The organism is Leeuwenhoekiella sp. A16, assembly GCF_047946675.1.
Taxonomy (GTDB): domain Bacteria; phylum Bacteroidota; class Bacteroidia; order Flavobacteriales; family Flavobacteriaceae; genus Leeuwenhoekiella.
In genome coordinates this window covers 1,440,195-1,452,317 of record NZ_CP172313.1, presented here as the reverse complement: position 1 = coordinate 1,452,317, position 12,123 = coordinate 1,440,195, and the positions used below count along the sequence as shown (strand labels likewise).

Annotated in this window: 12 protein-coding genes and 1 pseudogene; 5 read left to right on the top strand and 8 right to left on the bottom strand. The window is 34.2% G+C overall.

Annotation, left to right across the window (positions count from 1 at the left end; genetic code table 11):
- Nucleotides 1–2 precede the first annotated feature (2 nt).
- Complete coding sequence (locus ACH3O9_RS06165; RefSeq protein ID WP_416445339.1) at nt 3–503, bottom strand: hypothetical protein; 501 nt, start codon at nt 501–503, stop codon at nt 3–5.
- 89 nt (nt 504–592) lie between these two features.
- On the opposite strand from ACH3O9_RS06165, the gene ACH3O9_RS06160 reads away from it, so the two are divergent.
- Both ACH3O9_RS06160 and ACH3O9_RS06155 read left to right on the top strand, forming a co-directional pair.
- Nucleotides 593–1,498, top strand: coding sequence for an IS1595 family transposase (locus ACH3O9_RS06160; protein ID WP_416445337.1), 906 nt, complete (start codon nt 593–595; stop codon nt 1,496–1,498).
- Nucleotides 1,491–2,318: pseudogene (locus ACH3O9_RS06155) on the top strand (KilA-N domain-containing protein); the annotation flags it as partial. The gene ACH3O9_RS06160 and the pseudogene ACH3O9_RS06155, both read left to right, overlap by 8 nt.
- Nucleotides 2,319–2,597: 279 nt before the next feature.
- On the opposite strand, the gene ACH3O9_RS06150 reads toward ACH3O9_RS06155, so the two are convergent.
- Nucleotides 2,598–3,179, bottom strand: a complete 582-nt coding sequence (locus ACH3O9_RS06150; RefSeq protein WP_416445335.1) for a GNAT family N-acetyltransferase — start codon at nt 3,177–3,179, stop codon at nt 2,598–2,600.
- Nucleotides 3,179–3,343, bottom strand: a complete 165-nt coding sequence (locus ACH3O9_RS06145) for a hypothetical protein (protein ID WP_416445333.1) — start codon at nt 3,341–3,343, stop codon at nt 3,179–3,181. Before ACH3O9_RS06145 ends, ACH3O9_RS06150 begins: the two co-directional genes overlap by 1 nt.
- Before the next feature lie 641 nt (nt 3,344–3,984).
- Between ACH3O9_RS06145 and ACH3O9_RS06140 the strand changes: the two genes are divergently transcribed.
- Both ACH3O9_RS06140 and ACH3O9_RS06135 read left to right on the top strand, forming a co-directional pair.
- Nucleotides 3,985–4,317 (top strand): single-stranded DNA-binding protein, encoded by a 333-nt coding sequence (locus tag ACH3O9_RS06140; protein ID WP_416445331.1) that lies wholly within the window; start codon nt 3,985–3,987, stop codon nt 4,315–4,317.
- A gap of 223 nt (nt 4,318–4,540) precedes the next feature.
- Nucleotides 4,541–5,692, top strand: a complete 1,152-nt coding sequence (locus ACH3O9_RS06135; RefSeq protein ID WP_416445329.1) for a T9SS type A sorting domain-containing protein — start codon at nt 4,541–4,543, stop codon at nt 5,690–5,692.
- 9 nt (nt 5,693–5,701) lie between these two features.
- Here ACH3O9_RS06135 and ACH3O9_RS06130 read toward each other — a convergent pair whose 3' ends face one another.
- Nucleotides 5,702–6,448 carry a LytR/AlgR family response regulator transcription factor gene (locus ACH3O9_RS06130; RefSeq protein WP_416445327.1) on the bottom strand — a complete coding sequence of 249 codons (747 nt, stop codon included), beginning with the start codon at nt 6,446–6,448 and terminating at the stop codon, nt 5,702–5,704.
- A 10-nt stretch (nt 6,449–6,458) separates the two neighbouring features.
- Nucleotides 6,459–8,231 (bottom strand): tetratricopeptide repeat protein, encoded by a 1,773-nt coding sequence (locus tag ACH3O9_RS06125; RefSeq protein ID WP_416445325.1) that lies wholly within the window; start codon nt 8,229–8,231, stop codon nt 6,459–6,461.
- A gap of 476 nt (nt 8,232–8,707) precedes the next feature.
- On the opposite strand from ACH3O9_RS06125, the gene ACH3O9_RS06120 reads away from it, so the two are divergent.
- The gene (locus ACH3O9_RS06120) at nt 8,708–9,487 is read left to right on the top strand and encodes a hypothetical protein (protein ID WP_416445323.1); all 780 of its coding nucleotides are present in this window, start codon (nt 8,708–8,710) and stop codon (nt 9,485–9,487) included.
- Between the two features lie 49 nt (nt 9,488–9,536).
- On the opposite strand, the gene acs is transcribed toward ACH3O9_RS06120, so the two are convergent.
- From acs to ACH3O9_RS06105, 3 genes are read right to left on the bottom strand one after another with little or no spacing between them, the layout of a single operon-like run.
- A complete protein-coding gene (gene acs, locus ACH3O9_RS06115; protein ID WP_416445321.1) occupies nt 9,537–11,447 on the bottom strand; it encodes an acetate--CoA ligase in 1,911 nt (636 codons plus the stop codon).
- Nucleotides 11,448–11,475: 28 nt separating this feature from the next.
- A complete protein-coding gene (locus ACH3O9_RS06110) occupies nt 11,476–11,691 on the bottom strand; it encodes a hypothetical protein (protein WP_416445319.1) in 216 nt (71 codons plus the stop codon).
- A gap of 50 nt (nt 11,692–11,741) precedes the next feature.
- Nucleotides 11,742–12,107, bottom strand: a complete 366-nt coding sequence (locus tag ACH3O9_RS06105; RefSeq protein ID WP_416445317.1) for a response regulator transcription factor — start codon at nt 12,105–12,107, stop codon at nt 11,742–11,744.
- Between the last annotated feature and the right edge of the window lie 16 nt (nt 12,108–12,123).

Below are 12,123 nucleotides of genomic sequence, written 5' to 3'. Positions count from 1 at the left end.
TTCTACAAAGAATCTACCGATTTTTGGATTAAAGTTGAAGTATGCTGTTTGGATAATTCCGGTTCTTTTTTTGCTTCATTTAGCTCTGTGGATTCTTTACTTTTTGTTATGGATTGGAGTTTTATAAAACTATATACTGACAAAAGGAAACTAAATAAAGAAAAACAGAAAAGCCACCAAAACGTCTTTTTCTGCCATTTTTTAATAGTGAGATCGTAACCTTTTATTTCTGATTCTATTAGTTTGTTTTGAGATTCTTGAATTTCTTTTTTTTCTAATTCCTTAAACGAAACAAACTCATAACCTTTTTTACTTAATAAGACTACAGTACCGCTAGTTCTGACTAATTCATAATCATCCCTTAAGCTTCTCACCATAACTTTAATTAGCATTATGTCAACACTATTTGCTACTGCAAGTTCATTTATGGTTGATTTACTATCAGATTGATCTTTCAAAAAGCCTATAATATTTTCAGCAATTGGTTTTAAATCATCTTTCATTTATCATATATTTAGCAGTAAATTACACCAATAAATTAGGTTTAGTGTAAAAAACGTCTTATCTTTGATTAAGCAATAAGGATAAGACCATGTTTAACAAAGAAGTAAAATCAGTACTAGACTTAATAAAAGCCTTTCCAGACGAGCAATCTTGCATTGATCATTTAGAGCAATTACGTTGGAATGAGCAGGTAGTTAGTCCTTTTGATTCTACTTCTAAAGTTTACAATTGCAAAGGCAATCGATACAAGTGTAAAAATACTGGAAAATACTTCAACGTTAAGACAAATACTCTTTTTGATAATACAAAAATGGAACTACAAAAGTGGTTCTTAGCTATTTGGTTAGTTACTTCTCATAAAAAAGGTATTTCATCTTTACAGTTAGGCAGAGATTTAGATATAACACAAAAATCTGCATGGTTTATGCTTCAAAGAATCCGTAATTGCTTTGGTATTGATAATGATACAAAGTTAGATAACGAGGTAGAAGCAGATGAAACTTTTGTAGGTGGAAAAAATAAAAACCGTCACGCTAATAAGAAAACACAAGGTACTAGTGACGACAAAACGCCTGTTGTTGGCATGGTTGAAAGAGGTGGTAAAGTGAAAGCTAAGGCAATAGAAAATACAACTAGTGAAATTCTTTCAAGAGAATTAATCAACAATGTAAAGCAAGGCATTAAACTTTATACAGATGAATATGTATCTTATAAAGGAATGGGGCGAGTTTACGATCATCAAGTAGTGAAGCATAGTAGTTTTGAATATGTAAAAGGTAGAGTACATACAAACACAATAGAGGGCTTCTGGTCACTTCTTAAGCGTGGTATCTTTGGTATCTATCACTTCACCTCTAAAAAGCATTTACAGATGTACGTTGATGAATTTGTATTTAGATACAACACTCGTAAAGGAACTGAATTTGCAAGATTTAATTTACTTTTAGCTAATACAGAAAGACGTTTAACTTATAAAGACTTGATTAATGGATAAGATTATAGTAAAAGATTTACAGGTTTCTATTATATCAAATGAAAAAGAAGACTTTATATCTTTAACCGATATGGCTAAAGAAAAAGGGGATGATACAAGAGCCGCTGATGTTATCAAGAGTTGGTTACGGACAAAAAATACAATTGAATATTTAGGAGTCTGGGAGCAACTGAATAACCCTAATTTTAAAGTGGTCGAATTCGACCACTTTAGAAATAGCGCGGGCTCCAACGCTTTTGTACTAAGTCCGAAAGAATGGGTGGAGAATACAAACGCTGTAGGGATATTCTCTAAATCAGGACGTTATGGTGGCACTTATGCTCACAGAGACATTGCTTTTGAATTTGGCTCTTGGATTAGTCCTATATTCAAGCTTTATCTTGTAAAGGAATATCAACGCCTTAAGAAATCTGAAACAGATCAATACAACCTTGAATGGGATATTAAGAGAGTTCTAAGTAAAGTTAACTATCATATTCATACAGATGCTGTACAGAAGCATATCATCCCTAAATCTAAATATCCAAAAGATAAGCAATGGTTAGAGTATGCAGATGAAGCAGACCTACTAAATGTAGCATTGTTTGGTTTTACAGCTAAAGAATGGAGAAGGGTTAACCCAGAGCATGCTGCAAATAAAAGAAATGTAAGAGATTTTGCTAGCATTAATGAACTAACTGTTATGTCAAATCTTGAATCATTAAATTCGGAAATGATTAAGCTAGGTACGACTAAACAACATAGGTTTCAAGTTTTGTGCAGAACAGCAAAAGACCAATTAAATCAATTGAAAAATATAGATATAATAAAATCAGTAAGAAAAGAAGGTCAAAAAACTTATTTAGAAGCTCAAAATAAGTCTGGTGAAGAGCTTGAGCATTTAACATCTAAGCCTATTATAGAAAAGAATAAGCAGGCGTTATCAGAATTTAATCAAAAATTAAAGAAGGGTTTAGCTTGGAATCCAAAAGAAAAAAAATAACTTCACAAGAGCGTTTTGAAAACTTTTTAGTTCAAAGTGAAAGTGTTTGAGTTTTAAAGGATTGACTAAAAATTAGAGAAATGGTTGAATTATAATCCAAAATAGGGTGACTAAGCGTTATTTTATTTTATCTGCATTGAAAAAGGGTGTCAAATCTAAATACATGGGTTTGGTTGGCTTAGTCTCACCTTCTTCAACTTGAGTTTTATCAGTTAAGTAGGCAAACCCCATTTTTTCATAAAAATTAAGAGACTTAGGATTTGCATAAGCATCCACCGTAATTACTTTGCAGGCACATACATCGTTTTGCTGTAGTGCTAAACCTATTAAAATTTTAATGATTTCTTCTCCATATCCCTGCCCTCTTAGGGATGTAGATACAGCTAATCTACCTAATTTAATAGCTGGAAAATATTCTAAATGTCTCTTTGGATGCGAAACTAGATTTGAAACAAATCTTTTAAGACTACTTTTAGATGCAAAATCAGTATCCTCAACTCGTAAATTATCATTAAATATACTAAAATACGCTACTGTGTTGGTGTTATTCTCGAATACATAGGTTTTAGCAAGAAGTTCCTCTGAATAGTTTTTTGCTTTATTTAATAAAAAATTCTTAAGATTTTCATCATCACAATGAAAATCTTTTATTTCAGTATTTTGATTTACTATAATAGAATGGTATTCCGATAATAACACTAATTACCTTTTTTAAGGCTTTGTTGAAATTTTTCAGCGGCTAATTTAACAGAGGAAAGAAAATCTTTGCTAACTTTTTTAGTTTTATTTTCTTCAATATGAGAGTAGAAATTTATAGCGTCTCTACCTCTCAAAACTGGAGTTATTTTAATAGGCTTTGCCATAGTTGAATTGATTATATGATTTAAAAATGTCCGCAAATGTATTACAAAGTACTATATTATAATCTATTGCGCCATATCCTTTATCTATAACAGCATTAATTTATACATTATTTAAATAAGCTTTTCAATAAGATTTATCTATTACTGTAAAATTATTTACTTATATATCTATTAGACGTAGTAGAACAATATAAGTTACATTATCTCTATAAACAACTATTATACCATTTAAATCTTTACCTTTAACATTAATTAGCATCGGTTTTGGCCGTTAGTTAGGGCTTAAGGCTTGTCTTAAAAGCGACAAGAGTATTAACTAGTGCAACAAGTTCTTTTATATTGAAGGTTTTACTTTGACTTATAGTCCGCAAGAGCGCAAGGATGTATAGCGAAACCTTGAAGTAAATGCTTCTCAAAAAAAATAGCACAATCCTAAGTGCGAAAGCAAACTTTCCTTTTTAGTGTAAAATAATATATAGTTACCAGGTTTAAGAATGCAGAACTAATTATAAACGTTTGTAAACGACTATAAACGAAAGTAACTGTTTATCAACCGACTTCCCATTTGCTGCTTTATCATCTTTGCCCTGTCGATTTACAAATATCGATAGTATCAATTGTTAACCATTAAAAACAAAATTATGAGCACGCTGAGAAACAAAGTACAGTTGATTGGTAATTTAGGAAATGATCCGGAAATTTTAAATCTCGATTCAGGGAGGAAGTTGGCTAAATTTAATATTGCCACAAATGAGAATTATAAAAATAATAAAGGTGAACGTGTTACAGATACACAATGGCACAACGTTGTAGCCTGGGGTAAAACCGCAGAACTGATAGAAAACTATGCCACCAAGGGCAAAGAAATTGCGTTAGAAGGTAAGCTTACTTCGAGAAGTTATGAAACCAAAGACGGTGATAAGCGCTACATAACAGAAATAGTTTGCGATGGAGTATTACTTTTAAGCAAGTAATTCAAGATGAGATTCAAGGACCTGAGGTTTTAATAAAAGAAACCTCAGGTTTGTTTATCATATTGATTTAAAGATAATTATGATATAAAAATCAAGAGAGTATTCTTATTTTTTATACTTTTAATACAGTTACCTTTAAAACGATTTTAGCAATCTTCATTTGCTGTATTCTATAATTCCCTATTTCATTGTTTCAGATATTTTAACCTATAATATTTGAGAAATGAAACAAACACTTACTTTCGTTCTTACGCTATTCGTATTTATCTGTGGGTCTTTTGCTCAGGAAGAAGAAGATTTTAATTTCCTAGAGCGCCCAATTGAGAGTTACATTACAGAAGTAAATTTTCCCGGTATGGGCTGGATAACATCAGGAGAAGTCACTTTTACTTACAATTCTAATAATTTAGTTGTGATGCAGTTGATCAAGGTGCTTGATTATACAACCTTCACGTTAAAAAATACTTCTCGCACAACTTTTACTTACAATTCTTCTGGTGTTCTACACGGAGACTTAGAAGAAACGTGGAATTCTACAACATCATCCTGGGAAAATGAATATCGCAACACATATACATTTTCAGGCGGTGAAATAGCTCTCATTGTGACTGAAATGTGGCAAACTGGTGCCTGGGTAAATGATGACAGATCTACTTTTAATTATTCCGGCGGACTCTTATCTGAAAATATTGATGAAGATTGGGATGCAGCGACCAGTAATTGGGTGTTAGCATACAAAACAGACTACACCTATAATTCTGGGGTTTTAGCATCATCAACAGATTATCAAAGAAATAAGACGACATCCAGTTGGGATCCCAGCTGGAGGGATACAATAACCTATACCGGAACTATAAGAACTACTTTAAGCGAAAATTATATAGCAGATAGTTGGGTTAATAGTTCGCGATATACAGCAACTCTCGATACAGAAAAATTTATAGTTGAAGAACTTGATGAGTCCTGGGATGAAGCAACTTCCAGCTGGGAGAATGAGACACTTTCTACCAGAACAAAAACGGAAGAGGGCTGGCTTCACATTTTACTCATACAATCGTGGGAAGATGAAAACTGGGAAGATGCAGCAAGGATTACATTTACATATCGAAATAATTTATCGACAGGGAACATCCCTCTTGCAAATAACATTTTGATCTATCCTAATCCTGCAAGAGACCAGTTAAATATTTCAGGAATTGAAACTAACGCAGTTGCTCTCAAAATTTTGAATGTTAATGGTCAGGAAGTGACAAATAGTAAACGCACTATAGGATTTAACAGCATAGATATTTCTGATCTAAGCAGCGGTATTTACTTCCTGAAAGCTGAAAAACCTAACTCCAAAATTATTACAAAGAGATTTGTGAAGCAGTAGAAGATTCAATCATCTACCTAAAAGGTTTTTAATTAATTCTTCCTTTCTGCGCACAGCGACTTCCACGTTAGTGCCATCTCGCATTTTCACATAACCACCCTTACCTTTATAGTATTTAACAGCATAGTCAAGGTTTATTAGATGTGATTGATGAATTCTAAAAAAATGTTGATCTGAAAGGAGTTCTTCTATTTCCTTTAATGGTTTTGTAACAAGGTGTTTTTCATTATTGACCATATAAACGTAAGTATAGTTTGAGTCTGACTGGCATCTTATTATATGATCGACCTCTATTAACGATATACCTTCGGTAGTAGGAATTGCAAGCTTTTTGGGATGATGGTAATTATAATCTATCGTATTAAAAATTGATTTTAGTTTGTTAGAAATATCCTTTACTGTAAAATGATTTAATGATCGCTCCAGTGCCAGGTTTAGCTCCTGAGCATCAATTGGTTTTGTAAGATAAGCCATAGCGCTGAATTTGAAAGCCTTAATGGCGTACTTATCATATGCAGTAGTAAAAATAATATCAAAATTTATATGTTTTAGTTGGCCTAAAAGATCAAAAGCAGTTTCACCTCCTAATTCAACATCTAGTAAAACAAGGTCTGGTTGTAGTTTTGTAATCCCAATTGCGGCACTTTCTATATTATGATAAACGCCAATTACCTCAATTTGTGAATTAGGCTTCAACATATTCTTTAAAATGTTGGCAGCAAGTATCTCATCATCTACTATGATTGCTTTTTGCATATTCAATTTTTTAAAACTTTATTTCTAAAGGAAGTTTAAGACTTACCTGTGTACCCTGGGTTTTGTCTGTAATTTTGAGATTACCATTAAGTTTTTTCTGTTTATTAACGATTTTTAGCCTGTTTTGAGTGATTTTTAGTCCCATTGAGCGCTTTTTTGATGTCGCTTTTCCCCCTTTTCTACCTACACCATTATCATCGATAACAATTGATAGATACTCTCCGTCTTTTCTTATATTAATTGTGATCTTACCCTTTTCCTTTCGCGGAGCTAAACCATGCCATATACTATTTTCTACAAAGGGCTGCATTATCAAAGGCGGCACCATTGTATTTTCTTCATTAATATCTACATCTATATAAATAGCATAAGTAAATGGGGTTGTAAGTCGCAGTTTCTCAGTTTCCATATATAACTTCAATAGTTCGAGATCCTCTTTTAGAGAGATCCATTTTTTTTCTGAATTTTCTAAAATGGCTCTAGTTAATTTGGCAAATTTTACTAAATATTCATCTGCGGTACTGATGTCTTTTGTGGCTATGTAATGACGGATAGAGTTGAGGGAGTTAAATATAAAATGCGGATTCATTTGTGCCCGTAGGGCTTTTAGCTCTGTTTCAGCAACTATTGCCTTATATTCAGATAATTTTTGCTTTTCATGAGCATCTCGTTTTTTTTTGTATAAAACATAACCAAAACCCGCCATAACTAAAAGTGTCGAGCTGCCGGCTATTATTATTGTATTAGTAAGCGTATGCCGCTTTATAATTTCTTCATTGAGCTGTTGCTGTGCTGCAAGTTGGTACTTCATTTCATTTTGGGCAAAATCTAAGCGCTTATCTGTGCTAAGTATAGAATCTCTTAAGAGGATGTAATTTTTGAAAGCTCTAAGTGCCATACTATCCTTTTGAAGCTCATAAACTTTGCTTAAAAGCTCCCAGGAGTCTGCTTGCCATTGTACTGCATTGCTAGCTTTTGCTAAAGTGAGGGCTTGATTAGCGTAGTTTTTAACAGCATCAAAATTTTGCTCTATTAGACTTATTTTTGCCAGACTGTTTAATGCGGAAGCCTCAATGTGTGAAAGATTTTGGGTTCTGGATATTTTAATAGCGGCATTATAATATTCTTTAGATTTTTCAAAATCAGATTTTCTTCTAAAAGCTAAACCAAGATTGTTTTTAATAGCGGCGATATAGGCGACATTATCAATTTTTATAGCGTGATCTAGAGCTTTGGTCAGATGGCTAATCCCTTTTTCAATACTGTCTTTATCAACTAAGAGTATTCCAATGTTTGTGTGGCTAACAATTAGATCCTTTTCGGAATGTGATTTTTGAGCCATAACCAGATAATCTTTATAACCGGCCATGGCCTCATCATATTTACCCAAGTCTGCATAGGTATTGGCAATATTGTTTAGTAACTGAGATTGAAGTAAGGTATTTCCCGTCTTAAGAGCTATATCTAGAGCTTTTTGGTAATAGCTTAAAGCAGTCGAGAGATTATCCATGCGATAATAAGCAGTGCCTTTAGCCAGTAGTGCTTTGCTTTTGTATAAGTTGTAATTAAGCCTATTAGCCAGCTTATAAGCATCTTCGGCTTTTTTTATTGCCTGTATGGGGTCATCAAAGCTTGTGAGCTCACTACTTCGCAAAAGAAGATTCAACCTAATTGTATCAATGTTTGTTGTATTTAGCAAATTTTCAATAGAGTCAAGCTGTGTTTTCTGACCTAAAGTTATTGCCACAACGAGCAAAGAAAATACGAGTAACTGTTTTTTCATACACACATATTTACAGCGCAAACGTTTTGTGACATTCTGCGTACGAATATTCAATAAATGGTATCGGATAATAATTACTCCTATGAATAGAGGATCTTCAAGAGTAACTTAGAGGGAATGTGTAAAGTTATGTAAATAAGTTAGTTATGCTTGTATTTTTTAAATAAAAATTGTTGTCTAAAAATTTTATGAGAGTTGCATCTAGTGAGGACAATAATCAATAGGAGCATTTTTGATCCCTTAAACAAATATAATATTCCACGATAAAGAATGATAATGCACAAAATTAGAGCTGGAATAGAGACAAGAAAATACATTTCTGAGGAAGAAATCAGATTGTGAATGCTGAATTAACCAAGAGAAAATGATCTAAAGCCCATATTAAAGAGACTATTTTTTTAACTACTGGTAAAGGCAGAAGTCATTTTAGAAAATAAAAAAGTCATTTAAATAGTATAAACATAAAATTAACCACCATGAAAAACCTAATTAAAATTTCAGTCTTGATTTTAGCATTATTAATTGCATTTCCATCATTTTCTCAAAAACAAATAAAGAGACCAAAAAATAAAGTGGGCGTATCAAGTGTAGATTCTTTCGTAGATAAAAGTTTTAATATGTACGAGCAAATCTTATCTATGCGCGTAGCAGTTGATAACGGACAAAAATTAACCTCAAATGAAGCAGACATTGTTCAATATCTAACTGATAATGGCGAGAATTTAATTAAAGATGCAGGAAATCTTATCGAGGATGCAGAGCATATGACAGTTCTTCAACAAGCTAAAGCAGCTTTGCAGGTAGGCAGGGCGATAAAGGCTTTAAATGAATCTCTTACAGAAAGTGGTAATATTATTTTGGCCTTGAACGGAACACCAGCATCATCAGGATCGTCCACTCCTGAAGCAGAGTTAACATTGGTTAGTGCTGAACCAGCATCACCAGGGGTTAATAATTCATCTGCATTTACAGCTGCTGAAGCAAATGATTTACCAGAAACCTCTAGCACAAATAAAGGAACGCGTATAACACTTAAAGATACGGATTATGATAAGTTTAAAATTCTCACTGATTTACTAGAAAGTAAAGGCAAAATTCTGGAAAGAAACATAAGCAACGGAACAGCTACTTTTTTTATTGCACATTCTCTTTCCTCTTATGACATAGCAGATTATATTTCTAATAATGGAGCAGGAGGTTATAGTATAGAATCTGTGTCAGATAATGACATGACCTTAAAAACTGCTGGTAATTAGCTAATTTAAATTACTTGATTAATGGAGTTCATTATGAAAACGATAATCACTACTTCAACACATTATCCATAACATCCTGTACAACCTCCGGATTAAGTAATGTGCTGGTATCGCCTAAATTACTGGTATCTCCACTGGCGATTTTTCTAAGGATTCTACGCATAATTTTACCTGAACGTGTCTTAGGTAATCCATTTGTAAACTGAATTTTATCCAGTTTAGCAATTGGCCCTATACGTTCTGAAATAAGCTGGTTGATCTCGTTACGCAGGTTATCCTGATTACGGGATTCGCCGGCTTCTTTTAAGATCACATAACCATAAAGCGCGTTACCCTTAACATCATGTGGAAAGCCAACGATCGCACTTTCTGCTACGGCCGGATGTTCATTGATCGCATCTTCTATGGGAGCAGTTCCTAAATTGTGACCGGAAACTATAACAACATCATCAACACGACCGGTAATACGATAATAACCTACACTATCGCGTAAAGCTCCGTCGCCTGTAAAATACATATTAGGAAAAGTAGAAAAATAGGTTTCTTTATATCTCTCGTGGTTTCCCCAGATAGTTCGTGCCATTGAGGGCCAGGGAAACTTGATACAAAGTCGTCCATCTACCTGATTGCCTTTAATTTCTTTTCCTTCTTCATCCATTAAAGCAGGTTGAATGCCCGGTAGCGGTAGCGTTGCGAAAGTTGGTATTCCCGGGGTGGAATAAGGAATAGGTGAGATCATAATGCCACCAGTTTCCGTTTGCCACCAGGTGTCAACAATGGGGCATTTTTTCTTTCCTATATTTTCGTCATACCAGTGCCATGCCTCTTCGTTAATTGGTTCACCTACCGTTCCTAAAACTTTAAGCGAAGTAAGATCGTATTTCTCAACAAAGTCAAGATTTTCTTTCGCTAAAGCGCGAATTGCTGTGGGAGCAGTGTAGAACTGTGTGATCTTATGCTTTTCTACAATTTCCCAGAAACGGCCGTAATCAGGATATGTAGGCACACCTTCAAACATCACAGTTGTCGCGCCGTTCGCCAACGGACCGTAAACAATATAACTATGCCCGGTAATCCAGCCAATATCTGCCGTACACCAGTAAATATCGTCCTCTCTGTACTGAAAAACGTTCTTAAAAGTAAAAGCAGTATAAACCATATAACCCGCGGTGGTATGAACCATACCTTTAGGAGTTCCCGTCGAACCTGAAGTATATAATATAAAAAGAGGATCTTCGGCATTCATGATTTCTGGCTCACAAGTTGAATCTGCGCTATCCAGTAACGGTTGAAGCCATTTATCTCGACCTTCGACCATTTTTACTTCAGAATTTGTGCGTTTCGCTACAAGTACTGTTTTTATACAATCGCAAGATTCAAGTGCTTCATCAACAATGCTTTTTAGGTCTAAAGTTTTCTTACCACGGTAAGAGCCATCAGAGGTGATCACCATTTTACAATCGCTGTCATTGATACGCGTAGCAACGGCTTTCGCTGAAAAGCCCGCAAATACAACAGAATGTATGGCGCCAATTCTGGCACAGGCGAGAACCGCATAAGCCAGTTCAGGGATCATAGGCAGGTAGATACAAACCCGATCACCTTTTTGTATTCCCTGAGATTTGAGCACGTTTGCAAACTTGCAAACTTCATCGTGCAGCTGATTGTAGGTTATATGTTGAGCCTCTTCCTGAGGATCATTAGGTTCAAATAAAATAGCGGTTTTATCACCTCGTGTGCGTAAATGACGATCGATACAGTTTTCTGTGATATTAAGTTGAGCGCCTTCAAACCACTTGACTTCCGGTTTAGAGAAATCCCAATCTAACACTTTATTCCAGCGTTTGTGCCACACAAAATGCTCTTCTGCAATCTCTTCCCAGTAATTCTCGGGATCGCGCACAGATTTTCTATAAACTTGAAAGTACTCTTCTAAGTGTTTGATATGATAGTTACTCATGACGTATGGTTTGATTATATAGTTTGTGTTAGTTTTTGTTTTTAAAAAGGCCAAACCAGCCGGGATTTAAAATTTTCAGTTTTATCAAAACCCATAGTAGTACAACAAAACAAAGCCCTATAACGATAGAGTTTGTGATACTAATAGGAGTAGCATTTTCTAATTTAAATCGAAAATAAAGAGAAATTCCAGCGTAAATACAGATGATGATATCTGACGCTAAAGGACCTATGCGTAATTTCATTTTAAACTATCTTAAGTTAAATATGGACTGTTTGCACACAACACCAATTTTTAACCAAGCAGTTCCTGAACTTCCGCAAATATTTTCTTTACAGAAAAAGGTTTTACAAGGTATTTATCTGCTCCCAGTTTCAAACCTTTTTCAATATCTGAAGCTTTATTCTTTGCTGTTAAAAACACTACTTTGGTATTAGCCAGCATGGTATTATTTTTAATATACTCGAGAGTCTGATAACCATCTACTTTAGGCATCATAATATCCAGCAACACCACATCAGGCTTATTTTTTTCAATAATCGTCAATGCCTCACTCCCATCACGTGCAATTAAAACTTCATAATCCTGCTTTTTGAATGCATATTCTAAAGTCATCACGATATTAGGTTCATCATCAACAATTAGGATTTTCTTTTTCATTTTATCTTAGCTGAAT